The following is a 23764-nucleotide window of genomic DNA, read 5'->3' on the forward strand; positions in this document are numbered from 1 at the left end:
GGGCAACCGCGCCTCCCGGTAATGTTCAGCCTGCTGAACAACTCTCCGATCCCTAGGACTGTATTAGCCCATGAGGACCGCACGCTGGCTCGTCCCCGTCCTGCTGGTCGTCGCCTGGCTGGCGCTGGGCGGCTTCGGTGGTCCCTACGCCGGCAAGCTGAGCGACGTCGCCACCAACGACAACTCCGCCTTCCTCCCGGCGTCCGCCGAATCCACCCGCGCCCTCGACGAGCAGCGCACCTTCAGCACCGACCAGACCCTCCCGGCGATCGTCGTCGCCGAGCGCGGGAGCGGCGTCGCGCCCCAGGACAACGCCTTCCTGACCGAGGCGGCGGCCCGCATCCAGGCCATCCCCGGCGTCGCGCGGGTCGCGAGCCCGCAGCCGTCCCAGGACGGCCAGGCCCTCGAACTCACCGTCTCCGTCCTCGTCGGCGGCGAACCCGGCGAGGTCGTCGAGCAGATCCGCGCCGAACTCCGCCAGGCGCCGCCGGGGCTGACCGTCCTCGTCGCCGGACCGGCCGCGCAGATCGCGGACCTGGTCACCGCCTTCGGCGGCATCGACGGGCTCCTCCTGCTGGTCGCCGGGCTCGTCGTGGCGCTGATCCTCGTCGTGGTCTACCGCAGCCCGCTGCTGCCCGTCGTCGTGCTGCTCTCCGCCGTCTTCGCGCTCGGGCTGGCCAGCCTGGTCGTCTACCTGCTCGCCGACCACGACGTCCTCACCCTCAACGGCCAGAGCCAGGGCATCCTGTTCATCCTCGTCTTCGGCGCGGCCACCGACTACGCGCTCCTCCTGGTCTCCCGGTTCCGCGAACAGCTGAGCGACACCGAGAGCCGGCGCGAAGCGGTCGAACTCGCCTGGCGCGCCACCCTGCCGCCGATCGCCGCGTCGGCCGGGACCGTCGTGCTCGGCGTGCTCTGCCTGCTGTTCTCCGACCTGCAGTCCAACCGCGGCCTCGGCCCGGTCGCCGCGATCGGCATCGCCGCCGCGTTCCTCGCCTCCGTCACGTTCCTGCCGGCCGCGCTCGCCCTGCTCGGCCGCGCCGCGTTCTGGCCGGTCCGGCCCAGGCTCGGCGAGCCGCACCCGGAGTCGAGCGGCATCTGGGGGCGGATCGCCAAGGCTGTCGCGGCCAAACCGCGTGCGATCTGGATCGGCACCACCGTCCTGCTCCTGGCCGGCGCCGCGTTCGTCCCGCAGCTCAGGGCGGGCGGGGTCGCGCAGTCCGAGCTGTTCCTCACCCCGGTCGACTCGGTCGCCGGTCAGCAGGTGCTGGCCAGGCACTTCCCCGGCGGGTCCGGCTCGCCGACCACGATCATCGCCAACGCGGGTCAGGGCGAGGCGGTCGCGCGGGCCGCACGGGTGGACGGGGTGGCGCAGGTCGCCGCGATCCCCAACGTCGTCGACGGCCGTGTCCAGGTCGTCGCGATCCTCACCGACGCCGCCGACTCCGAAGCCGCGCTCGACACGGTCGGCCGCATCCGGGAGGCCGTGCACGCGGTGCCCGGCGCGGACGCCGTCGTCGGCGGCACCACCGCCACCCAGCTGGACACGCAGAAGACCTCCGAGCGGGACCGGGCGGTGATCATCCCGATCGTCCTCGTGGTGATCTTCGCGGTGCTCGCGTTGCTGCTGCGGGCCCTGCTCGCGCCGCTGCTGCTGATCGCGACCGTCGTGCTGTCCTTCGCCGCCACGATGGGCGTGTCGGCGCTGGTGTTCAACCACCTGCTGGACTTCCCCGGCGCGGACCCGGCGGTGCCGCTGTTCGGGTTCGTCTTCCTGGTGGCGCTCGGGATCGACTACAACATCTTCCTGATGACCCGGGTGCGCGAGGAGGCCGTCCGGACGAACACCCGCCAGGGCACGATGCGCGGGCTCACGCTCACCGGCGGCGTGATCACCTCGGCCGGGGTGGTGCTCGCCGCCACCTTCGCGGCGCTGGCGGTCATCCCGATCCTGTTCCTGGCCCAGATCGCGTTCATCGTCGCGTTCGGCGTCCTGCTCGACACCCTGATCGTGCGGTCGCTGCTGGTGCCCGCCCTGACGCTGGACGTCGGGCGGCGGATCTGGTGGCCGTCGAAGGTGCCGTGATCAGCCGTCGAGCACGACGGCGACGATCCCCGCCAGGTGCGCCAGGCGCGCGACCTCGGCGGCCCGGAACATCGGGCCGCCGGGACGGCCCACGAGCAGCGCCTTGTCCGGCTTGCCCAGCGGCGTCGCCGCCAGCTCGGTGCCCAGCTCCTGCCAGGTGTCCGGCACCCAGGAGTCCTCCGAGTCGAGGATGGTGGCGCGCTCAAGCGGCAGCCACGGCAAGTCGGTGATCGGCGCTTCGGGCGCCGCGCTGGAGGAGGCCAGGCGGTCCACGCCCGGCTCGCCGACCGACACCACGATCGCCCAGCCCGCCCGGATGATCCGCGGCACACCCTCGACCAGCACCGACAGCCCGGACGCCGGCTGCGCGGCGATCTCCTCGACCAGTTCCAGCTCGCGGTGGGTGTCCAGCACACCGGCGTACGGCCGCACCGCGTCGACCTCGACGCCCTCCACGCTCTCCGCCGCGGTGATCACGGCGTCCGGCAGCCTGCCGGAGGGCAGCTCGACGACCATGTCGTCGATCGCGACACCACCGCCGCGCTCGACCACGTCCACCGAGAGGATGTCCGCCCCGATCATGCCGAGAGCCGTCGCGACCGCTCCGAGGGTTCCTGGCGTGTCCGGGAGCTGCACCCGGATCAGGAAGGACAACGTGAACCCCTCTCGGGTCCGGCGCTCCCGCCTTGCCGGGGAGCGCAACCGGCCGCTGATTGTGACAGACGAAGGCCGTCACGGGGAGCCATCGTCTGAGTACCGAGACCGGATTGCGAGCCCGCCGTGCACAACCCGGTCGAGGTCGCAAGGCCCGCCGCCATAGACTTGTGACTTACCGAAACGCCGATCCGCACACCCCGGGAGTCACCCGCGTGCCCAACATTTCCCGCGACGAGGTCGCGCACCTGGCCAAGCTCGCCAGGCTCGCGGTCACCGACGACGAGCTGAACGTTTTCGCAGGTCAGCTCGACCAGATCCTGGACGCGGTTGCCAAGGTCAGCGAAGTCGCAGCCGACGACGTGCCGCCGACCTCGCACGCCGTGCCGCTCACGAACGTCTTCCGCGAGGACGTGGTCCGGCCCGGGCTCACCCAGCAGCAGGCGCTGGCCGGTGCGCCGGCCGCCGAAGAGGGCCGCTTCCGGGTGCCGCGGATCCTGGGGGAGGAACAGTGACCGACCTAACACGGCTGTCGGCCGCCGAGCTGGCCGAGAAGATCCACGCGCGTGAGGTGTCCGCCGCGGAGGTCACGCAGGCGCACCTGGACCGCATCGGCGAGGTCGACGACCACGTCCACGCGTTCCTCAACGTCGACGCCGACGGCGCCCTCGCGGCGGCCCGTGAGGTCGACGCCGCACTGGCCGACGGCCAGGCCCCGGCCTCGCCGATCGCCGGTGTCCCGCTCGCCCTCAAGGACGTGCTGACCACCCAGGGCCTGCCCACCACCTGCGGTTCGAAGACCCTGGAGAACTGGATCCCGCCGTACGACTCAACGGTCACGCGCAAGCTGCGCGAGGCGGGCGTGCCGATCCTGGGCAAGACCAACATGGACGAGTTCGCGATGGGCTCCTCCACCGAGAACTCCGCGTTCGGCCCGACGCACAACCCGTGGGACCACGCCCGCATCCCGGGCGGCTCCGGCGGTGGGTCGGCCGCGTCGCTGGCCGCCTTCGAGGCGCCGCTGGCGATCGGCACCGACACCGGCGGCTCGATCCGCCAGCCGGGCGCGGTCACTGGCACGGTCGGCGTGAAGCCGACGTACGGCGGCGTGTCCCGCTACGGGCTGGTGGCGTTCTCGTCCTCGCTCGACCAGGCCGGGCCGTGCGCCCGCACCGTGCTGGACGCCGCGCTGCTGCACGAGGTAATCGGCGGGTGGGACCCGCTCGACTCGACCTCGATCAACGCGCCGGTGCCGCCGGTGGTCGCCGCCGCCCGCGAGGGCCTGCGCGGTGACCTCAAGGGCGTCAAGGTCGGCGTGGTCAAGGAGTTCAGCGGCGAGGGCTACCAGGCCGGCGTCCAGCGCTCCTTCGAGGGGGCGGTCGAGCAGCTCAAGGCGCTCGGCGCCGAGGTCGTCGAGGTGTCCTGCCCGAACTTCGTCTACGCGCTGCCGGCGTACTACCTGATCGCGCCGAGTGAGGCGTCGTCGAACCTGGCCCGGTTCGACGCCATGCGCTACGGCCTGCGGGTCGCCGACGACGGTTCGCACAGCGCCGAAGAGGTCATGTCGGCCACCCGCGAGGCTGGGTTCGGCCCCGAGGTCAAGCGCCGCATCATGCTCGGCACGTACGCGCTGTCCTCCGGCTACTACGACGCCTACTACGGCTCGGCGCAGAAGGTGCGGACGCTGATCTCCCGCGACTTCGCGGCCGCGTTCGAGAAGGTGGACGTGCTGGTCTCGCCGACCACCCCGACCACCGCGTTCAAGATCGGCGAGCGGGTCGACGACCCGATGGCCATGTACCTCGCCGACCTGTGCACGATCCCGGCCAACCTGGCGGGCAACGCCGCCATGAGCGTGCCCAGTGGACTGTCCGATGAGGACGGCCTGCCGGTGGGTCTGCAGATCATGGCCCCGGCGCTGGCCGACGACCGGCTCTACCGGGTGGGCGCCGCCTACGAGGTCGCGCGCGGGTCGATCATCGACCGGGTTCCGGAGCTGAAGGGAGTCTCGGCGTGACCGCCGTTGCCGAAGTGATGGACTACGCCGAGGTCGTCGAGCGGTTCGACCCGGTGCTCGGGCTCGAGGTCCACGTCGAGCTGAACACCAAGACGAAGATGTTCTGCGGCTGCGCCAACGAGTTCGGCGGCGAGCCCAACACCCACGTGTGCCCGACCTGCCTCGGCCTGCCCGGCGCGCTGCCGGTGCTCAACGGCAAGGGCGTCGAGGGCGCGATCCGCATCGGCCTCGCGCTGAACTGCGAGATCGCCGAGTGGTGCCGGTTCGCCCGGAAGAACTACTTCTACCCGGACATGCCGAAGAACTTCCAGACCTCGCAGTACGACGAGCCGATCGCGTTCAACGGCTACCTGGACGTGACGCTGGACGACGGCGAGGTCGTGCGCGTGGAGATCGAGCGCGCGCACATGGAGGAAGACACCGGCAAGTCGCTGCACGTCGGCGGCGCCACCGGCCGCATTCACGGCGCGGAGCACTCGCTGCTGGACTACAACCGGGCCGGCGTGCCGCTCATCGAGATCGTCACCAAGCCGATCGTCGGCATGGGCGAGCGGGCCCCCGAGGTCGCCCGCGCCTACGTGACCGCGCTGCGGGACCTGCTGCTGGCGCTGGACGTCTCCGACGTGCGCATGGACCAGGGCTCGCTGCGCTGCGACGCGAACGTATCGCTGATGCCGAAGGGCGCCACCGAGTTCGGCACCCGCACCGAGACCAAGAACGTCAACTCCTTCCGCAGCGTCGAGCGCGCCGTGCGGTACGAGATGACGCGTCAGGCCGCGGTGCTGGTCGCGGGCGGCACGGTCACCCAGGAGACCCGGCACTTCCAGGAGGCCGACGGCACCACCTCGCCGGGCCGCACCAAGGAGACCGCTGAGGACTACCGGTACTTCCCGGAGCCCGACCTGGTCCCGATCGCGCCGTCGCGCGAGTGGGTCGAGGAGCTGCGCCGGACGCTGCCGGAGATGCCGGCCGCGCGCCGCAAGCGGATCCAGACCGAGTGGAACCTGTCCGCCGAGGAGCTGCGCGACCTGTTCAACTCGGGCGCGGTGGAGCTGGTCGAGGCGACGGTCGCCGAGGGCGCGAAGCCGAACGACGCCCGCAGCTGGTGGGTGAACTTCCTGGCGCAGGAGGCCAACGCCCGCGAGACCGAGATCAGCGCGCTGCCGATCACCCCGGCGCAGGTCGCCAGGGTGGCCGCGCTGGTCGACTCCGGCGAGCTGACCAACAAGCTCGCGCGTGAGGTGGTCAAGGGCGTGCTTGCCGGCGAGGGCGAGCCGGACGAGGTCGTGGAGAAGCGGGGCCTGAAGGTCGTCTCGGACGACTCGGCGCTGCTGGCCGCGGTCGATGCGGCGCTGGCCGCGCAGCCGGACATCGCGGACAAGATCCGCGGTGGCAAGGTCCAGGCGGCGGGCGCGATCGTCGGCGCGGTCATGAAGGCGACCAAGGGGCAGGCCGACGCCAAGCGCGTCCGTGAACTCATCATCGAGCGGGTGGGCGCCTGAGGATGCCGTCGAAGGTGTCCGCCGAGCCCGAGCGGTTCTCGCTCGCCCGCGTCAGCTGGCGCGAGTGGACGGCGTTCGGGGCGGGCGTGCTGGCCACGCTCGCCCTGTTCCTGCCGTGGACGAACCTGTCCGCGCAGGACCAGATCGTCGAGGAGGCCCTGCGCGAACTGCCGTCGCCGGACGTCGCGCGGGACGCCTGGACCACAGGGTTCCTCGCCTGGTGCGGGCCGTTGCTGCTGCTCCTGGCCGGTGTCGCGGTGGTCGCGTTCGGACAGTTCCGCAAGGTGCGCGTCGCCGGGCTGCCGCACCTGTGGCTGATCTTCGCCGGGGTGGCGCTGCTGCTGATGGTCCTCGGCTGGTTCGCGATGGGCTGGCAGTTCGACGAGGACACCCGCGGGCTGCTCGACGAGGGCGGCATCGGGCTGTACGCCGGGATCGGCCGGTACCTGGGGATGCTCGGCGCGCTGGCTTCGCTGGTGGTGGCCGTGCTGGACGTCCGCGCGCTGCGTCGCCGGTCCTGAGCCTCGGCGGTTCCCGGGTAGAACACGGAACTCGCGCGCGTGAGCGTGGAACTCGCCGGTGTGTCCGCGAGTCCCCCGTTCCTGTCCGCGAGTTCTGCGTTCCCGGCCGTGAGTTCTGCGGTCCTGCGCGTGAGGTCTGCGGTGCTAGTCCTTGCCGCTGCCGCCGCTCGGGGTGGCCTGCAGCGAGATCAGCACGACCCGGTCGTCGCTCGAAATCGGCTGGCCGCCGTCCTTGTTGACGGTGCCCACGAGCGCGAACTGGCTGTCGAGCTGGTCCAGACCGCCGTAGCGGCCGTACGCGGTGCCGTTCTTGCCGTCCATCAGCGTCTTCGGCTTGCCGCCCACCGAACCGTCCAGCGTGATGGGCAGTTCCTGCACGTTGGCGCCCACCGAGGTGGCGATGACGACCGCCGAGCCGCTGTCCGCGCAGCCCGCCAGCGCCGGCTTGTCCGGCCACGTCCAGGTCGGCACCGCGAGCGACGCACCCGGCATGATCGGGTACAGCGCGTCCACCGACGAGCCCCGGTCCGTGATCCACATCCGGGAACCGTCCGTCGCCTTGCAGAGCCCGCCGGGGGAGTGCACACCGCTCGCGTACACCCGCGAGCCGGGAGTCGGGTTGCCCTGCGCGGCGTTGCCCGCCGTGTCGATGCGCAGGACCTTCCCGGCCAGCGAGTTCGGGTCCGCGGCCGCCGACGGGTTGCCCGCGTCGCCCGTCGCGACCAGCAGCGCGCCCTTGCCGTCGGCCATGATCGCGCCCCGGTTGCCCGTCGCGCCCTTCGGGATGCCCGTCAGCAGCGCCTTCGGCTGCTGGCCGCGCGTAAAACGGACCACCCGGTTGTCGGTGGCCGTCGTGACGTAGGCGAACACCAGCTGGTCCTCGGCGAACGTCGGGGACAGCGCGAGCCCGGTCAGGCCGCCGTCACCGGTCGCCTGCACGTCCAGGCGGATGACCTCGGCCGGCGCCTGACCGCTCGACACCTGCAGCACGCGGCCGGTCTTGCGCTCCGCGGCGAGCGCGCTCGGCGCGGAGCCGCTGTTCGGCAACGCGGCGAGCGCGGACACCGTGTCCAGGCACGTCGCGATCACCGACTGGTCGTAGTCGGTGCAGCCCTGCGGCGGCGGGATCGACGTCTGCGGGGCGCTGGGCCGCGACTCGTCGTCACCGCCGTCGACCTCGGGCAGCTCGGGCTGCGGACCGGCCGGGGCGGTCAGCTCCGGGGCGGGCTCGAACGTCTGGTTCGCGGCCCGGTCGTCGAACTGGGCGCAGCCGGTCAGCAGCAGCCCGCAGGCCGCAACGAGCAGCCACGGCGCCTTCCCGTTCCCGACACGCACGCTCCCAGCCTAGGTGCCGGTGGGTGAACGACGGGTAAGTACCGTGGCGATCATGTCCGTCACGGTTCTGGTCCCCGACGAAGACGGCCTGCACGCGCTCGGCGAGCTGGCCGGGGTGCGGCCCGTCCGCTACAGCTGGCGCGAACCGCTGCCGCCCGAGGCCGCCGACGCCGAGGTCCTCGTCCCCGGCGCGCACCGGCCCGAGGAACGCGACGCGGTGCTCGGCGCGCTGCCGAACCTGAAGCTGATCCAGCTGCTGTCGGCGGGCGCGGAGAACTGGATCGGCTCCGTGCCGGACGGTGTGCTGCTGTCCACCTGCCGCGGCGCGCACGGCGGCAGCACGGCCGAATGGGTCGTCGCGGTGCTGCTGTCGATCTACCGGGAGCTACCCGGGTTCGCCGCCGACCAGGCCGCGCACCGCTGGAACCTGCACGCCACCGACACGCTGCAGGACAAGCGGGTGCTCGTCGTCGGGGCCGGTGACCTGGGACGGCAGCTCAAGCGCCGCCTGGCCGCCTTCGACGCGCGGGTCACGATGGTCGGCGTCAGCGCGCGCGAGGGCGTGCACTCGGTCGACGAGCTGCCCGCGCTGCTGGGCGCGCACGACGTCGTCGCGCTGATGGTGCCGCTGACCTCCCGCACCCGCGGGATGGTGGACGCGAAATTCCTCGCCGCGATGCCCGATGGCGCGATCCTCGTCAACGCCGCGCGCGGACCGGTGGTCGACACGGACGCGCTGGTCGCCGAGCTGACCGCCGGCCGCCTGCGGGCCGCGCTGGACGTCACCGACCCCGAGCCGCTGCCCGCGGGCCATCCATTGTGGACGGCGCCGAACGTGGTGCTGACACCGCACGTGGCCGGCTCGGTGACGGGCAGCAAGCGGCGTTCGTACGCCGTGGTCGCGGCGGAGATCGCACGCTACGCCGGCGGGGAGCTGCCGCAGAATCTCGTGCACGGGGAGTACTAGGGATGATCCTCTGCCACGGCGGGTGCATCCCGGCTGACAAGCCCCGGGGCGTGTCAGGCGCCGTGTCAGCGCGGAGGCGGTGCGGTGTCAGGCCGGCGGGCGAACGTAGTCGCATCAAGCCGGACCGAACACAGGAGCGCACGATGCAGAACACCGCCACCACCACGCACCGCCCCGAGTCGCAGCAGGCCGTCCAGGCCCTCGTCGACGCCGGGTTCGCCGCCGCCGAGTTGTGCGTCCGCGACGACCGTGGCCGCTGGACCGGCCGGGCCGGCGTGAGCGAGCTGGGCGGGACCGCCGAGCCGCCCGCGGGCGCGCAGGGCTGGGCGGGCAGCGTCATGAAGACCTTCACCGCGACGCTCGTGCTCCAGCTGGTCGCCGAGGGCCGGATCGACCTGGACGGCCCGGTCGCCGGTCACCTGCCCGGGTTCGGGTTCGACGAGCGGATCACCGTCCGGATGCTGTTGCAGCACACCAGCGGCCTCTGCAACTACACCGGCGAGCTCGACGCCGACGGCACCTTCGTGATGGGGCTCCCGTCGCAGGGCCGGGCGTGGGTGGACAACCGCTTCCACACCTACCGCCCCGAGGAGCTGGTGCGGTCCGCGCTGTCGCGGCCGGGGCGTTTCGAGCCGGGCGACGGCCAGAGCTACTCCAACACGAACTACACCGTCGCCCTGCTGCTGATCGAGGCGGTCACCGGCAACACCTACGCCGAGGAGGCCCAGCGGCGCATCCTCGACCCACTCGGGCTGGCGGACACCGTCGTGTCGGCGACCTCGCCGGACCTCCCCGGGCCGCATGCCCACGGCTACTACCGCTACGAGGACGGCGGCGAGTGGCACGTCGTCGACGTCAGCCGCCAGAACCCGTCCCTGCTGGCCGGCGCCGGTGACCTGATCTCGACCGCGGAGGACCTGAACACCTTCATCTCCGCGTTGCTCGGCGGCCGGCTCCTGCCTGCCCCGTTGCTGGCCGAGATGCTCACTCCGCACGGCGAGCTCAACCTCGGTCTGGGCCTGTGGGTGCAGAACCTCGGCCCGGCGGGCACGATCGTGCACCACAACGGCGGCGCCCCCGGCGGCTACGGCGCCCTGATGATCAGCACGCCGGACGGCAGCCGGACCCTGACGGCGACACTGACCACCGGCGAGGCCGACCCGGCACAGGTGTTCCCCGCGGCGCTGGGCGCGCTCATCATGTCGGTGTTCGGCAGCTGAGCACTCGCTCGATGTCCCGGAAACTGTCGCGCTTCCGACACGGATGGCCTAACCTGCGCGGGTGACCAGCCCTCAGGACGAGTCGAAGACCCAGAACCTGTTCACGGAATCCGCGTACTACCAACCCACCGAGAGCAGCAGCACCAGCATGCTCTCCGACGTCGAGGACCGGCCGTCGCCGCCGGCGAACCGCTACCACGGCGGGATCGACTTCGGTCTGCTCGCGCTGCGGCTGGCGCTCGGGGTAATCCTCGGCGCGCACGGGTTGCAGAAGGTGTTCGGGCTGTTCGGCGGCCCCGGCATCGACGGCACGGCGCGGATGCTGGAGGCGATGGGCTACACGGCCCAGCCGACGCTGCTCGCGTGGATCACCGGGTTGAGCGAACTGATCGGCGCGGTGCTCGTCGTACTGGGCCTGTTCACCCAGATCGGCGCCGCCGCGATCCTCGGCGTCACCGTGAACATGATCTACGTCCAGTGGAGCAGCGGGTTCTTCGAACCGAACGGGTTCGAGTTCGAGCTGCTGCTGGCGACCGTTGCGTTCGCGCTGCTGTTCACCGGCTCCGGGCGGATCGCGCTGGACGTCAACACCCCGTGGCGGCGCCGCCCGGTGCCGTTCGGGTTGTTCTTCCTGCTGATCGCCGCCGCGGCGGCCGTCGTGGTCATCGTGCTGGCGCGCTGAACAACGGAAAAGGGCCCCGGTTGCTCGCAGCCGGGGCCCTGTTTCTTGTCAGGCCTACTTGTTTGGGTCGCGCACCGCGCCGGTGTCGGCGGAGGTCGCCATCCGCGCGTAGGCGCGCAGGGCCGCGGTCACCGGCCGCTGGCGCTCCACCGGCTGCCACGGCCGCTCCGAGGCCTCCATCTTCGCCCGGCGCTCGGCCAGCACGTCGGCGTCCACCAGCAGCTCCAGCTTCCGCTCGTGCACGTCGATCAGGATCTGGTCGCCGTCCTGGACCAAGCCGATCGTGCCGCCCGACGCGGCCTCCGGCGAGATGTGCCCGACCGAGATCCCGGACGAGCCGCCGGAGAACCGGCCGTCGGTGATCAACGCGCACTTTTTGCCCAGCCCGGCGCCCTTGAGGAACGCCGTCGGGTGCAGCATCTCCTGCATGCCCGGGCCGCCTGCCGGACCCTCGTAGCGGACCACGAGCACCTCACCCGGCTGGATCTTCTTGCTCAGGATGACCGAGACGGCCTCCTCCTGGCTCTCGACCACGCGCGCCGGGCCCTGGAACCGCCAGAGCTCCTCGTCGATGCCCGCGGACTTGATCACCGCGCCGTTCTCGGCCAGGTTGCCGCGCAGCACCGCGAGCCCGCCGTCCTTGGTGTAGGCGTGCTCGATGTCGCGGATGCAGCCGTTGGCCGCGTCCGTGTCCAGCTCGGTCCACCGGTTCGACGTCGAGAACGCCTCCGTGGTGCGGACCCCGCCCGGCGCGGCGTGGAACAGCTCGATCGCCTCCGGAGACGGCGACCCGCCACGGATGTCCCACGTGGACAGCCACTGCTCCAGCGACGGCGAGTGCACCGCGTGCACGTCCGTGTTGAGCAGCCCGGCCCGGTTCAGCTCGCCCAGGATCGCCGGGATGCCGCCGGCCCGGTGCACGTCCTCCATGTGGTAGTCGGAGTTCGGTGCGACCTTCGACAGGCACGGCACGCGGCGGCCGATCTCGTCGATGTCGGAGATCGTGAAGTCGACCTCGCCCTCCTGCGCCGCGGCCAGGATGTGCAGCACCGTGTTGGTCGAGCCGCCCATCGCCATGTCCAGCGCCATCGCGTTCTCGAACGCCTTGCGGTTGGCGATCGAGCGCGGCAGCACGCTGTCGTCGTCCTCGCCGTACCAGCGCTTGCACAGCTCCATGACCGTGCGGCCGGCGTCCTCGAACAGCTTGCGGCGGGCGGCGTGCGTGGCCAGCGTCGAGCCGTTGCCCGGCAGCGACAGGCCCAGCGCCTCGGTGAGGCAGTTCATCGAGTTCGCGGTGAACATGCCCGAGCACGACCCGCACGTCGGGCACGCGGACCGCTCCACAATGGACAGCCCGTCCTCGTCGACAGCGGGGTTCGCCGAGGCGGAGATGCTGGTGATCAGGTCGGTCGGCGCGTGCGCGACGCCGTCCACGACCACCGCCTTACCGGCCTCCATCGGGCCGCCGGAGACGAACACCACCGGGATGTTCAGCCGCATCGCGGCGTTCAGCATCCCGGGCGTGATCTTGTCGCAGTTGGAGATGCAGACCAGCGCGTCGGCCTGGTGCGCGTTGACCATGTACTCGACCGAGTCGGCGATGATCTCGCGCGAGGGCAGCGAGTAGAGCATGCCGCTGTGCCCCATGGCGATGCCGTCGTCCACCGCGATCGTGTGGAACTCGCGCGCCACGCCACCGGCCTCGCGGATCGCCCCGGCCACGATGTCGCCGAGGTCCTTGAGGTGCACGTGCCCGGGCACGAACTGGGTGTAGGAGTTGGCGATCGCGACGATCGGCTTGCCGAAGTCGCCGTCGGTCAGCCCGGTGGCCCGCCAGAGGGACCGGGCGCCCGCGGCGTTGCGGCCATGGGTGGTTGTTCGGGAGCGCAGAGCAGGCATGCCAGCCAGATTACGCCGGGTCCCGCGCGTCCCGATCAACCGGCGGCCCATCCCACACCGAATTCGGCGCATCACCTCCTCAGGTGAGGAAAACCCCAGGTCAGTGCGGTGTCCAGAGAGCGAGAAGCGGCGTAACCGGGCGCAATGCCGTCGGATACGCGGCCGAAATACGCGATTCCTAGCTTTCGCCGCATCCGAGCGAAGGGATCGGATATGGGCCTCGCTGACAACCCGGAAATGGAAGACTACTCACTGCGGTACACCCCGGCGGCGTTCCGGAAGTGGTCGCCGTGGATGGTGTTCCTGTCCTGCCTCGTCGGCATCTCCGCGATGGCGGGCTACGCACTCGACGCCGCGTTCGTCGACGCGTTCGGCTTCGCCAGCGCGCTCACCGGTTTCCTGGTCGCCGCGGCCGTGACGCTGCCGCTGACCCTGGTGATCGCGTTCGCGATCGCGCGCGGGCACGTGGACATCGACCTGCTGACCCGCGGCTCTGGCTTCGGCTACCTCGGATCCACGCTGACCTCGCTGGTCTACGCCACCTACACGCTGATCTTCCTGGCCTACGAGGGCGTCCAGGCCTGGACGTGGCCGTGGATCGCGCTGATCGGGCTGGCGCTGGGCACCGCGGCGACCGCGCCGGATGCCGGGCACAACATGGTCCACCCGGCGACCGTGTCGCCGTCCGGTCTGGCCGGGATGACCGTGCTCGCGGTGTTCACGATCGCCGCCGCGCAGCTGTCGCTGGCCACCCAAGTGGGGGAGCAGGGCGACTACCTGCGGCTGATGCCCGACCCCGAACCAGGCAGGCGGGGGCGGTGGCGGCTCGCGGTGATCACGGGCGGGCCCGGCTTCGCGTTGTTCGCGGTGGGCATCTTCTTCGCCTCGACGCTGCTGGTCGGGTACGCCTCGACGAAGATCGGCGCCGATCACGTCGGGGTGCCGGTGGACCTGTTCACGGCCGTCTACGAGCGGCTGACCGGGAACCACACCGTCGCGCTGGTCCTCGCCGGGGTCCTGGTGCTGCTGTCCCAGATCAAGATCAACATCATGAACACCTACTCGGGGTCGCTGTCCTGGTCGAACTTCTTCTCCCGGCTGCTGCACCGCCACCCCGGGCGCGCCGTGTGGGTGTTCCTGCAGGTCGGGCTGTCCCTGGTGCTGATGGAGATCGACATCTTCAGCCACATCGTCGAGGTGCTCGCCTGGTACTCGAACGTCGGTGTCGCGTGGATCGCGGCGATGGTGTCCGACCTGGTGATCAACAAGAAGTGGCTGAAGCTGGCCCCGCCGCAGCTGGTGTTCAACCGCGCGCACCTCTACAACGTGAACCCCGTCGGGGGCGGGTCGATGATCGTCGCCGGCGCCGTGTCGATGGTCGCCTACTACGGCGCGTTCGGCGCGGGCGCGGCCGCGTTGTCGCCGTTCATCGCGCTGGGCGTCGCGGTGGTGCTGCCGCCGATCGTGGCCGCCGCCACCCGCGGACGCTGGTACGTCGCCCGCGAGGCGGTGCTGCCCGCCGCAGACGAGCTGCCGTGCTCGGTGTGCGCGGGGAACTACGACCGCGACGACATGGCGAGCTGTCCCTTCCACGGCGGCACGATCTGCTCCCTGTGCCGCTCGACCGAGGCCGCCTGCCGGGACACCTGCAAACCCAGCGCGTGGCGGCCGCCCAAGGGTTCCGTGCCGCTCGGCATGCCGAAGTTCGCCCCCGACAAGGAACTGGAGGTCGCCTGATGAGCACCGCACTGCTGGTGGTGGACGTGCAGAACGGGTTCTGCCACCCGGACGGCTCGCTGCCGCGGCTGGGCCGGGCACTGGACGGCGCGGCGGCGGTGGCGAACACCGCGGTCGCGGTGGCTCGGGCCAGGGAAGCGGGCGTGCCGGTGGTCTTCACCCGGCACGTCTACCGGCCCGGCCGCGTGGACGAGGGTCCCCGGCTGGCCGAGCTGTCCGGCGGGCTGGCCGAGCTGCACGGCCTGGAACTGGGCACCCGGGCCGCCGACGTGGTCGACGAGCTCGGCTGCACGGCCGCGGACCTGGTGGTCGACAAGGCCCGGTTCGACGCGTTCCTGTGGACCTCGCTGGATCCGCTGCTGCAGGGGCTCGGCGTGACCGGACTGGTGGTCTGCGGCGTGGTGACCAACGTCTGCGTCGAGTCCACCGTGCGCGCGGCCTTCATGCGGGACTACCGCGTCACGCTGCTCGAGGACTGCTGCGCGGCGATGACCCGGCGGCAGCACGAGATCGGCGTCGAGATCATGCGCGACATCGGGTTCGCCGCGATCGCCTCGATCGGCGGCGGCTTCACCTTCGGTGCTCTCCCGGAGGCCGCGTGAGCAGCGGTAACACGGCGGTGATTCCGTGGAGACCGAGCGGCAAACGACGCTCCTTAGCGTCCCCGGGAATGAGGAGTGCTGCACAGCGGGGTCACGAGGTGCGCCGGTTGCGGGACATGCTCCGCGCGGCCGTCCAGGGCGGCCGCTACGGCGACGGGCAGCTGCCTGGCGAGGCCGAGCTGATGGCGGCGCACCGCGCGTCCCGCGCCACCGTCCGGGAAGCGCTCTCCCTGCTCCGCGCGAAGGGGTGATCGAGCGCGTCCAGGGCATCGGCACGAACGCGGTCGTCCGGCCGGCCGACGCACGGCTCGTCGAAGCCCACGGCGTGATCCGCCCGGACCAGCACAGCCTGCTCAACCGCCGCACCCGGCCCCGGCTGCTCGACCGCTCCGAGATCGCCGCGCCCGCCGTGGTCGCCGACCGGCTCGGCGTGCCTGCCGGAACCCCGTGCCTGCGCCTGGAGTACGTCGCGCTGCACCAGGAGGAGCCGGTCTGGCTCGCCACCAACTACGCCCTCTTCCCGGAGGCCGCGCGGTTGCGGGACTGTCCGTTCGTCACCGACTGGTACGCGCTCATGGCCGACGCCGGCGTCGAGTCCGGACAGTCCGAGTTCATCATCGGCGCCGAGCCCGCCGACCCGCTCGTCGCCGCCGTGCTCGGCATCGCGCCCGGCGCGCCCGTTCTGGTCACCGAGCAGACCATCGCCGACCCCGCCGGGCGCCTGTTCGACCTGGCCTTCATCCACACCCGCGCCGACCGGTTCCGGTTCGTCTCGCGCGGCACCCGAGTCCCCGGGAGGGAAGCATGATCCACACCGTCACCGACGCAGAGCCTGGTGCTCGACCCGGCGTGGGGCGCGGGCCGGGACGCGCCCGTCGTCGCCCGGCTCAAGGCCGCGGGCGCGGTCATCACGGGCAAGACCTCGACGATGGAGTTCGCCTGCGGGATGCCGGACGACACCAAGCCGTTCCCCATGCCGCGCAACCCGTGGAACCCGGACACCTGGCCCGGCGGGTCCAGCTCCGGCACCGGCAGCGGGGTCGCGGCCGGGATGTTCCTGGCCGGGCTGGGCACCGACACCGCGGGCAGCATCTGCATCCCGGCGGCGTTCTGCGGGGTCAGCGGCCGGATGCCGACGTTCGGCCGGGTGCCGAAGTCCGGGTGTGTGCCGCTGGGCTACAGCCTCGACCACATCGGACCGCTGGCGCGCTCGGCGCGGGACTGCGCCGCGGTGCTGGAAGTGCTGGCCGGCCTGGACACCAGCGACCCGGACTGCGTGGACGCGCCGTTCAGCGCGCCCCGCCTTCGACGGCGACCTGTCCGGCCTGCGCATCGGGGTGGTGCGCGAAGGGCACTTCCCGGACCACGCGGATCCGGCGCTGGCCGGCGCGTTCGACGCGGCCGTCGCGGTGCTCGCCGAGCAGGGCGCGACGGTCGTGGAGGTCACGCTGCCGTACTGGCACGAGATGATCACCGCGGACATGGTGACCATGGGCTGCGAGGCGCTGGCCTACCACCGCGATGACCTAGCCGGCCGTTGGGGCGACTACTACGCGGCCACGCGCGCGATGTTGGTGACCGGGGCGATGGCGTCCGGCGCGGACTACGTGCAGGCCCAGCGGGTGCGCCGGGTCGTGCAGGACGCGCTGGCCCGGTTGTTCGAGACGGTCGACGTGATCGCCGCGCCGACGGCCGCGGTCGGCGCGCCGACCTTCGACAGCATCACCACACCCGGCGGGGGAGTCGACGTGAGCGAGCTGTTCTCGCTGATCTTCACGCCGTACTGGGACAGCGTCGGCAACCCGGTTCTGGCCGTGCCGATGGGTTTCACCGCGGACGGGATGCCGTTGTCCCTGCAGCTGGCCGGCCCGGCCTTCGGCGAAGCGGCGATCCTGCGCGCGGGCGACGCGTTCCAGCAGAGCACCGACTGGCGCCTGCGGGTGCCGCGGCCGGCTGGCGTGGCCGCCGCCTGAAAGGAGAGACGATGGACGACCTGACGATGGTGCGCGGCCGGCTCGACGCCCTCTACGACGTGCCGGAAGCCCGGTACACACCGACCCGGCGCTGCGCTTCCGCGCCGGCGCCCGCGTCGAGGACTGGGCCCGTTAGTCCGACGCCTCGTCCGTGGTCTCGTCCAGGTCGTCGGTCAGGCCGCTCGGGTCCTTCATGCGGCCCTCGCTGACCAGGGAGATCACCGGCAGGTGGCGGGTGCGGACCGACGGCAGCGGGACCTCGCTGCCGTCGGTCAGCACCGCGCGGACCTTGGCCTTGTCGTTGATCGCCAGTCCCTTGAGCGAGGACCACGGCATCTCGCGGTGGCCGAACACCGTCCGCACGTCCAGGCCGCGCGCGGAGGCGACCGTGCGGGTGCGCACCACGAAGACGAACAACCCGATCGGGACGACGTACATCAACCACAGCCCGGGTACGTCGGCGAACGCGGCGGGGATCATGCAGACCGCCAGGAACACGACGGCGAGCAGGGAGATCAGCGGGACGCGGAAGATCGCCTTCCGGCCCTGTTGCTCGGTTTCGGCCACGCCTCCATGGTGCCTCCCGCCCGCCGGGACGCCACGGCCGGGTGTGCCCAGTATCCGGGATCACCGTCCCGCAGAGTTGACACTGTTCGACAGGACCCGTTAACGTCAGCGCCGTGAACCCGCAGATTGGCCTCGTACTTCCCCCGCGCGTCGACGCGTAGGGACAATCGAACCCACCTGCGTCGACGCGCGACCCTCGTGCGACCTTGAAAGGTCGGCGGGGGTTTTTTGTTGCCCACGCCAGCCCGACCCCCACCACCCGACGAGAAGCCCGACGAGACCCACGAGGCAGAACTGATGACAAGCGCCACGTCGCGATCGGAAACGAAACCCGGAGCGAATCCGGCCGCCGCGTCGCCGGCCCAGCTCGGCAACCGCCCCAAGCCAGCCCCGCCCGCAGGCACGCCGGTCCGGGTGACCGGCGCGCAGTCGCTGGTGCGATCGCTCGAGGCGATGGGCGTCGAGGTGGTCTTCGGCATTCCGGGTGGCACCATCCTGCCTGCGTACGACCCGCTCCTGGACTCGACGAAGGTGCGGCACGTCCTCGTCCGCCACGAGCAGGGCGCCGGGCACGCGGCCACCGGGTACGCGCAGGCCACCGGCAAGGTCGGCGTGTGCATGGCGACCTCGGGTCCCGGCGCGACCAACCTGGTCACCCCGCTGGCCGACGCGAACATGGACTCCGTCCCGGTCGTTGCGATCACCGGCCAGCAGACCCGGCCGCTGATCGGCACCGACGCGTTCCAGGAAGCCGACATCTGCGGCATCACGATGCCGATCACCAAGCACAACTTCCTGGTCACCGACCCCATCGACATTCCGCGCGTGATCGCCGAGGCGTTCCACCTCGCCTCCACCGGTCGTCCCGGCCCGGTCCTGGTCGACATCCCCAAGGACGTGCTGCAGGAGACCACCTCGTTCTCCTGGCCGCCGGAGCTGCGCCTGCCCGGCTACCGGCCGACGCTGCGCCCGCACGGCAAGCAGGTCCGCGAGGCCGCGCGGCTCATCGCGCAGGCCCGCCGCCCGGTCCTCTACGTCGGCGGCGGCGTGATCAAGGCGCAGGCCCACGCGCAGCTGAAGGAGCTGGCCGAGCTGACCGGCATCCCCGTGGTCACCACGCTGATGGCCCGCGGCGCGTTCCCCGACTCGCACCAGCAGCACCTGGGCATGCCCGGCATGCACGGCTCGGTCGCCGCGGTCGCCGCGATGCAGCGCGCCGACCTGCTGGTCGCGCTCGGCGCCCGGTTCGACGACCGGGTGACCGGTCAGCTGTCGTCGTTCGCGCCGGAGGCCAAGGTCGTCCACGCCGACATCGACCCGGCCGAGATCTCCAAGAACCGCAAGGCCGACGTGCCCATCGTCGGGGACTGCGCGGAGATCATCACCGAGCTGATCGACGCGGTGAAGGCCGAGACCGACCGCATCGGCGAGCCGGACCTGGCCCCGTGGTGGACGCAGATCGACGCGTGGCGCCAGACCTTCCCGGCGGGCTACGAGTGGCCTGCCGACGGCACCCTCTCGCCGCAGTACGTCATCGAGCGCATCGGCCAGATCGTCGGCCCGGACGCCGTCTACGCGGCGGGTGTCGGCCAGCACCAGATGTGGGCCGCGCAGTTCATCAAGTACGAGAACCCGCGCACCTGGCTCAACTCCGGTGGCCTCGGCACCATGGGCTACGCGGTGCCGGCCGCGATGGGCGCCAAGTTCGGCGTGCCGGACAAGCAGGTGTGGGCCATCGACGGCGACGGCTGCTTCCAGATGACCAACCAGGAGCTGGCCACCTGCGCCATCGAGGGCGCGCCGATCAAGGTCGCCGTCATCAACAACGGCAACCTGGGCATGGTCCGCCAGTGGCAGAACCTGTTCTACGCCGAGCGGTACTCCAACACCGACCTCGGCACCCACAAGCACCGGATCCCGGACTTCACGCTGCTGGCCGAGGCGCTGGGCTGCGCAGGCCTGCGGTGCGAGACCAAGGACGAGGTCGACGACGTCATCCGCCGCGCGATGGAGATCAACGACCGCCCCGTCGTGATCGACTTCGTGGTCGGCAAGGACGCCCAGGTCTGGCCCATGGTGGCGGCCGGGACCGGCAACGACGAGATCATGGCCGCGCGCGGCATCCGCCCGCTGTTCGAGGACGACGAGGTTTCGCAGTGACCAGGCATACGCTGTCCGTGTTGGTGGAGAATGTCCCCGGGGTGCTCGCCAGAGTCGCCGGGTTGTTCTCCCGTCGCGGTTTCAACATCGAGTCCCTCGCCGTCGGGCCCACGGAAAACCCCGAGGTGTCCCGGATGACGATCGTGGTCGCCGTTGAGGAGCTACCGCTCGAACAGGTGACCAAGCAGCTCAACAAGCTGGTCAACGTCATCAAGATCGTGGAGCTCGAGCCCGTCTCGTCGGTGCAGCGCGAACTGCTGCTCGTCAAGGTGCGGGCCGATGCCACCGTGCGCAGCCAGGTCCTCGAGACCGTCCAGCTGTTCCGTGCCAAGGTGGTCGACGTGTCGCCCGAGGCGCTCACCATCGAGGCCACCGGCACCGGTGAGAAGCTCGGTGCCCTGCTGCGCATGCTGGAGCCGTACGGCGTGCGTGAGATCGTGCAGTCCGGCATGGTCGCGGTCGGCCGGGGTCCCCGGTCGATCACCGCCTCCGCGCCCCGCTAGCAGTTTTTAAAACCGAAAGGAATCAGTTCCCCTCATGTCAGTCGAAATCTTCTACGACGACGACGCCGATCTCAGCATCATCCAGGGTCGCAAGGTCGCCGTGATCGGTTACGGCAGCCAGGGCCACGCGCACGCGCTGAGCCTGCGCGACTCCGGGGTCGATGTGCGCATCGGTCTTCCGGAGGGGTCGAAGTCGCGCGCGAAGGCCGAGGAGGAGGGCCTGCGGGTGCTCACCCCGGCGGAGGCGTCCGCCGAGGCCGACCTGATCATGATCCTCGCGCCGGACACCAAGCAGCGCTTCATCTACAGCGAGGACATCGAGCCGAACCTGAAGGACGGCGACGCCCTCTTCTTCGGCCACGGCTTCAACATCCGCTACGAGCTGATCAAGCCGCCGGCCAATGTGGACGTGGCGATGGTCGCGCCGAAGGGCCCCGGCCACCTGGTCCGCCGCCAGTTCGTCGACGGCAAGGGCGTGCCCGCCCTGATCGCGGTCGAGCAGGACGCCTCCGGCAACGCGCAGGCGCTCGCGCTGTCCTACGCCGCCGCCATCGGTGGCGCCCGCGCCGGGGTCATCAAGACCACCTTCAAGGAGGAGACCGAGACCGACCTGTTCGGTGAGCAGGCCGTCCTCTGCGGTGGCGCCTCCGCGCTGGTGCAGACCGGGTTCGAGGTGCTGACCGAGGCCGGCTACGCGCCCGAGATCGCCTACTTCGAGGTGCTGCACGAGCTGAAGCTCATCGTCGACCTCATGTACGAGGGTGGCATCGCCCGGATGCGCTACTCGATCTCCGACACCGCCGAGTACGGCGACCTCACCCGCGGCCCGCGTGTCATCACGCCCGCGGTGAAGGAGGAGATGAAGAAGATCCTGGGCGAGATCCAGGACGGCACATTCGCCCGCGAGTGGGTCGGCGAGGACGAGGCGGGCCGGGCCAACTTCCGCAAGCTGCAGGAAGCCGGCGAGCAGCACCCGATCGAGGAGACCGGGAAGAAGCTGCGCGGCCTGATGTCGTGGGTCGACCGGCCGATCACCGAGACCGCCTGAGTTTTGTGTGCGAAGGGACCGCTCCGGGATGCGCCCCGGGGCGGTCCCTTTTCGTTCCCGGAGTTACCGTGATCACGTGGACGACAAGGTGCGGGTTCGCGAGGAACTGGATCTCACCGGGGCGCGGTGGCAGGCCACGGAAGGTGAACTGGAGTTCGCACAGGTCGAGCACGTCGACGGTCTCGTCTACACGGCGCTTCGCAAGGCGACCGACCCGGACGGGCCGGTCCTGGTCTTCACACCGTCCGAATGGGCCGCTTTCGTGGCCGGCGCGAGGGACGGCGAGTTTCACGACCTCGCGGGGCTGACCGCGGACTGAGCGGCCGCGAGCAGCTCTGGCAGGCAGGGGCCCGGCCGCGGTCGCGAAGGCCACCTGGTCGAGGTAGTCGCGGGATTCGGTGATCCGGTCGTTCCGCGCCCGCACGAGCAGCAGGTTCGCGGGGGCGGGGCCGATTCCGCGGTAGGTGGGAGCCAGCTCGGACCACCGGCTCGCGGTGATCTGTTCGAGGAGAGCGCTGACGACCTCCGTGGGGGAGTGAGCCACGTCACCCAATATGCGGAGCCCATACTCCGCTTGTGCGCCCGCGATCTCGATCCCGCCGGGTTGCGCTCCCGTTCACAGGCCCGGTGAGCAGCGCGACTAGACTCGCGGGCGTCGTTTGAGCCCAGCCGCGTCAACGGGAGCCCCATCGTGACCAACCCCAGCAAGCCGGTCGTCCTCATCGCCGAAAAGCTCGCCCCGTCCACGCTGGCCGTGTTCGGTGACGAGGTCGAGGTCCGGCACGTGGACGGCACCGACCGCCCCGCGCTGCTGGAGGCCGTGAAGTCCGCCGACGCGCTGCTGGTCCGCTCCGCGACCAAGGTGGACGCCGAGGTGCTGGCCGCCACCACGCGCCTGAAGGTCGTCGCCCGCGCGGGTGTCGGCCTGGACAACGTCGAGGTGCCCGCCGCCACCGCGCGCGGCGTGCTCGTGGTGAACGCCCCGACCTCGAACATCGTCTCGGCCGCCGAGCACGCCGTCGCGCTGCTGCTCGCCGTGGCCCGCCGCGTGCCCGCCGCCGACCAGAGCCTGCAGGGCGGCGCCTGGAAGCGCAGCCAGTTCACTGGTGTCGAGCTGAACGGCAAGACCATCGGCGTCGTCGGCTTCGGCAAGATCGGGCAGCTGTTCGCGCAGCGCCTCGCCGCGTTCGACACCAAGATCGTCGCCTACGACCCGTACGTGTCCGCCGCCCGCGCCGCCCAGCTCGGCGTCGAGATGCTCAGCCTCGACGAGCTGCTCGCGCGTGCCGACATGATCTCGATCCACCTGCCGAAGACCCCGGAGACCAAGGGGCTCATCGACGCCGAGGCGCTGAAGAAGACCAAGCCGGGCGTCATCATCGTCAACGCCGCGCGTGGTGGCCTCGTCGACGAGGACGCGCTGGCCGAGGCCATCCGCAACGGCCACGTCGGCGGCGCGGGCATCGACGTGTTCGTCACCGAGCCGACCACCGAGAGCCCGCTGTTCGGCCTGCCCAACGTCGTCGTCACCCCGCACCTGGGCGCCTCGACCGCCGAGGCGCAGGACCGCGCGGGCACCGACGTCGCCCGGTCGGTGCTGCTCGCGCTGCGCGGCGACTTCGTGCCGGACGCGGTGAACGTCGCCAGCGGTGGCGTGGTCGGCGAGGAGGTCCGCCCGTACCTGCCGCTGACCCAGAAGCTGGGCACCGTGCTGGCCGCGCTGAGCCAGAAGGCGCCGTCGGCGGTCACCGTCGAGGTGCGTGGCGAGCTGTCGTCGGAGGACGTCAGCGTGCTGTCGCTGGCCGCGCTGCGGGGCGTGTTCTCGGGCGTGGTCGAGGACCAGGTCACGTTCGTCAACGCGCCGCGCCTGGCCGAGGAGTTCGGCGTGCGCACCGAGATCGTCACCGAGCCGGAGAGCCCGAACTGGCGCAGCCTGGTCACCGTGCGCGCGGTGCACGACGACGGCACCACGCTGTCGGTGTCCGGTTCGGTCACCGGCAACAACCAGGTGGAGAAGCTGGTGGAGGTCAACGGCCGCCACTTCGACCTGCGCGCCGAGGGCCACATGCTGCTCCTGGAGTACCCCGACCGCCCCGGCATCATGGGCCGCGTCGGCACCCTCCTGGGTGAGGCGTCGATCAACATCGAGGCGGCGCAGATCAGCCAGACCACCGACCGGTCGGACGCGGTGATGATCCTGCGCGTCGACCGCGAGGTGGACTCCCACCTGCTGGAGCCGATCGCCGCGACCGTCGGCGCGCGCACCATCCGCGCCGTCACGTTCGCATAAC

Annotated in this window: 21 protein-coding genes and 1 pseudogene; 18 read left to right on the forward strand and 4 right to left on the reverse strand. The window is 71.2% G+C overall.

The features are described 5' to 3' along the window. Positions 1 to 70 precede the first annotated feature (70 nt). Positions 71 to 2086 carry an MMPL family transporter gene (locus AMETH_RS07450; protein ID WP_017987441.1) on the forward strand — a complete coding sequence of 672 codons (2016 nt, stop codon included), beginning with the start codon at positions 71 to 73 and terminating at the stop codon, positions 2084 to 2086. Here AMETH_RS07450 and AMETH_RS07455 read toward each other — a convergent pair whose 3' ends face one another. Continuing rightward, positions 2087 to 2740: an ACT domain-containing protein gene (locus AMETH_RS07455; protein ID WP_017987442.1), complete on the reverse strand. Its 654-nt coding sequence runs from the start codon at positions 2738 to 2740 to the stop codon at positions 2087 to 2089. It lies immediately after the preceding gene. A gap of 215 nt (positions 2741 to 2955) precedes the next feature. On the opposite strand from AMETH_RS07455, the gene gatC reads away from it, so the two are divergent. Genes gatC through AMETH_RS07475 form a run of 4 tightly spaced genes read left to right on the forward strand, consistent with a single transcriptional unit; the run spans position 2956 to position 6780 of the window. After that, a complete protein-coding gene (gene gatC, locus AMETH_RS07460) occupies positions 2956 to 3255 on the forward strand; it encodes an Asp-tRNA(Asn)/Glu-tRNA(Gln) amidotransferase subunit GatC (protein WP_017987443.1) in 300 nt (99 codons plus the stop codon). Further along, positions 3252 to 4757, forward strand: coding sequence for an Asp-tRNA(Asn)/Glu-tRNA(Gln) amidotransferase subunit GatA (gene gatA, locus AMETH_RS07465; RefSeq protein WP_017987444.1), 1506 nt, complete (start codon positions 3252 to 3254; stop codon positions 4755 to 4757). Before gatC ends, gatA begins: the two co-directional genes overlap by 4 nt. Beyond that, positions 4754 to 6259 carry an Asp-tRNA(Asn)/Glu-tRNA(Gln) amidotransferase subunit GatB gene (gene gatB / locus AMETH_RS07470; RefSeq protein WP_017987445.1) on the forward strand — a complete coding sequence of 502 codons (1506 nt, stop codon included), beginning with the start codon at positions 4754 to 4756 and terminating at the stop codon, positions 6257 to 6259. Before gatA ends, gatB begins: the two co-directional genes overlap by 4 nt. A gap of 2 nt (positions 6260 to 6261) precedes the next feature. Then, on the forward strand, positions 6262 to 6780 hold the full coding sequence (locus AMETH_RS07475) for a hypothetical protein (protein WP_017987446.1): 519 nt from the start codon (positions 6262 to 6264) through the stop codon (positions 6778 to 6780). 144 nt (positions 6781 to 6924) lie between these two features. Here AMETH_RS07475 and AMETH_RS07480 read toward each other — a convergent pair whose 3' ends face one another. Beyond that, entirely contained in the window at positions 6925 to 8115 is a 1191-nt protein-coding gene (locus AMETH_RS07480) for a PQQ-dependent sugar dehydrogenase (RefSeq protein ID WP_017987447.1), read from the reverse strand. A gap of 52 nt (positions 8116 to 8167) precedes the next feature. On the opposite strand from AMETH_RS07480, the gene AMETH_RS07485 reads away from it, so the two are divergent. From AMETH_RS07485 to AMETH_RS07495, 3 genes are all read left to right on the forward strand, one after another. Next, entirely contained in the window at positions 8168 to 9082 is a 915-nt protein-coding gene (locus AMETH_RS07485) for a 2-hydroxyacid dehydrogenase (protein ID WP_038532819.1), read from the forward strand. 143 nt (positions 9083 to 9225) lie between these two features. Beyond that, positions 9226 to 10302, forward strand: coding sequence for a serine hydrolase domain-containing protein (locus tag AMETH_RS07490; RefSeq protein ID WP_017987449.1), 1077 nt, complete (start codon positions 9226 to 9228; stop codon positions 10300 to 10302). Between the two features lie 61 nt (positions 10303 to 10363). Next, complete coding sequence (locus AMETH_RS07495) at positions 10364 to 10984, forward strand: DoxX family protein (RefSeq protein WP_017987450.1); 621 nt, start codon at positions 10364 to 10366, stop codon at positions 10982 to 10984. Positions 10985 to 11038: 54 nt separating this feature from the next. Here AMETH_RS07495 and ilvD read toward each other — a convergent pair whose 3' ends face one another. Continuing rightward, positions 11039 to 12883, reverse strand: a complete 1845-nt coding sequence (gene ilvD / locus AMETH_RS07500; protein ID WP_017987451.1) for a dihydroxy-acid dehydratase — start codon at positions 12881 to 12883, stop codon at positions 11039 to 11041. Between the two features lie 237 nt (positions 12884 to 13120). Between ilvD and AMETH_RS07505 the strand changes: the two genes are divergently transcribed. The 5 genes and pseudogenes from AMETH_RS07505 (at position 13121) to AMETH_RS07520 (ending at position 17195) form a co-directional block, all read left to right on the forward strand. Next, complete coding sequence (locus AMETH_RS07505) at positions 13121 to 14620, forward strand: purine-cytosine permease family protein (RefSeq protein ID WP_223843078.1); 1500 nt, start codon at positions 13121 to 13123, stop codon at positions 14618 to 14620. Further along, a complete protein-coding gene (locus AMETH_RS07510) occupies positions 14620 to 15222 on the forward strand; it encodes a cysteine hydrolase family protein (RefSeq protein ID WP_017987453.1) in 603 nt (200 codons plus the stop codon). Before AMETH_RS07505 ends, AMETH_RS07510 begins: the two co-directional genes overlap by 1 nt. A 68-nt stretch (positions 15223 to 15290) precedes the next feature. After that, the gene (locus AMETH_RS39045) at positions 15291 to 15473 is read left to right on the forward strand and encodes a GntR family transcriptional regulator (protein ID WP_081617682.1); all 183 of its coding nucleotides are present in this window, start codon (positions 15291 to 15293) and stop codon (positions 15471 to 15473) included. Then, positions 15470 to 16030, forward strand: a complete 561-nt coding sequence (locus AMETH_RS07515; RefSeq protein ID WP_017987455.1) for a GntR family transcriptional regulator — start codon at positions 15470 to 15472, stop codon at positions 16028 to 16030. Before AMETH_RS39045 ends, AMETH_RS07515 begins: the two co-directional genes overlap by 4 nt. A 27-nt stretch (positions 16031 to 16057) precedes the next feature. Next, positions 16058 to 17195: pseudogene (locus tag AMETH_RS07520) on the forward strand (amidase). Between the two features lie 132 nt (positions 17196 to 17327). On the opposite strand, the gene AMETH_RS07525 reads toward AMETH_RS07520, so the two are convergent. Then, entirely contained in the window at positions 17328 to 17762 is a 435-nt protein-coding gene (locus AMETH_RS07525) for a PH domain-containing protein (protein ID WP_017987457.1), read from the reverse strand. Positions 17763 to 18059: 297 nt separating this feature from the next. Here AMETH_RS07525 and AMETH_RS07530 point away from each other — a divergent pair, with 297 nt between their 5' ends. The 5 genes from AMETH_RS07530 to serA all read left to right on the forward strand — a co-directional run bounded on the left by AMETH_RS07530 (position 18060) and on the right by serA (position 23763). After that, positions 18060 to 19922 carry an acetolactate synthase large subunit gene (locus AMETH_RS07530; protein ID WP_038531951.1) on the forward strand — a complete coding sequence of 621 codons (1863 nt, stop codon included), beginning with the start codon at positions 18060 to 18062 and terminating at the stop codon, positions 19920 to 19922. Then, on the forward strand, positions 19919 to 20425 hold the full coding sequence (gene ilvN, locus AMETH_RS07535; RefSeq protein WP_026153905.1) for an acetolactate synthase small subunit: 507 nt from the start codon (positions 19919 to 19921) through the stop codon (positions 20423 to 20425). Before AMETH_RS07530 ends, ilvN begins: the two co-directional genes overlap by 4 nt. A 34-nt stretch (positions 20426 to 20459) precedes the next feature. After that, on the forward strand, positions 20460 to 21473 hold the full coding sequence (ilvC, locus tag AMETH_RS07540) for a ketol-acid reductoisomerase (RefSeq protein ID WP_017987460.1): 1014 nt from the start codon (positions 20460 to 20462) through the stop codon (positions 21471 to 21473). A 76-nt stretch (positions 21474 to 21549) separates the two neighbouring features. Then, on the forward strand, positions 21550 to 21792 hold the full coding sequence (locus AMETH_RS07545; protein WP_017987461.1) for a DUF397 domain-containing protein: 243 nt from the start codon (positions 21550 to 21552) through the stop codon (positions 21790 to 21792). Positions 21793 to 22164: 372 nt separating this feature from the next. Continuing rightward, entirely contained in the window at positions 22165 to 23763 is a 1599-nt protein-coding gene (serA, locus tag AMETH_RS07550) for a phosphoglycerate dehydrogenase (protein ID WP_017987462.1), read from the forward strand. The last annotated feature ends 1 nt before the right edge of the window (position 23764 follow it).

Origin of the sequence: Amycolatopsis methanolica 239 (assembly GCF_000739085.1) — a bacterium.
In the GTDB taxonomy this organism is placed as follows: domain Bacteria; phylum Actinomycetota; class Actinomycetes; order Mycobacteriales; family Pseudonocardiaceae; genus Amycolatopsis_E; species Amycolatopsis_E methanolica.

What these genes read in the sequence shown, in the direction of transcription:
- ilvC (WP_017987460.1), top strand. Translation starts at nt 20,460, where the DNA reads ATGTCAGTCGAAATCTTCTACGACGACGACGCCGATCTCAGCATCATC.
- AMETH_RS07475 (WP_017987446.1), top strand. Translation starts at nt 6,262, where the DNA reads ATGCCGTCGAAGGTGTCCGCCGAGCCCGAGCGGTTCTCGCTCGCCCGC.
- ilvD (WP_017987451.1), bottom strand. Translation starts at nt 12,883, where the DNA reads ATGCCTGCTCTGCGCTCCCGAACAACCACCCATGGCCGCAACGCCGCG.
- AMETH_RS07485 (WP_038532819.1), top strand. Translation starts at nt 8,168, where the DNA reads ATGTCCGTCACGGTTCTGGTCCCCGACGAAGACGGCCTGCACGCGCTC.
- AMETH_RS39045 (WP_081617682.1), top strand. Translation starts at nt 15,291, where the DNA reads ATGAGGAGTGCTGCACAGCGGGGTCACGAGGTGCGCCGGTTGCGGGAC.
- AMETH_RS07530 (WP_038531951.1), top strand. Translation starts at nt 18,060, where the DNA reads ATGACAAGCGCCACGTCGCGATCGGAAACGAAACCCGGAGCGAATCCG.
- AMETH_RS07490 (WP_017987449.1), top strand. Translation starts at nt 9,226, where the DNA reads ATGCAGAACACCGCCACCACCACGCACCGCCCCGAGTCGCAGCAGGCC.
- AMETH_RS07450 (WP_017987441.1), top strand. Translation starts at nt 71, where the DNA reads ATGAGGACCGCACGCTGGCTCGTCCCCGTCCTGCTGGTCGTCGCCTGG.
- AMETH_RS07510 (WP_017987453.1), top strand. Translation starts at nt 14,620, where the DNA reads ATGAGCACCGCACTGCTGGTGGTGGACGTGCAGAACGGGTTCTGCCAC.
- AMETH_RS07505 (WP_223843078.1), top strand. Translation starts at nt 13,121, where the DNA reads ATGGAAGACTACTCACTGCGGTACACCCCGGCGGCGTTCCGGAAGTGG.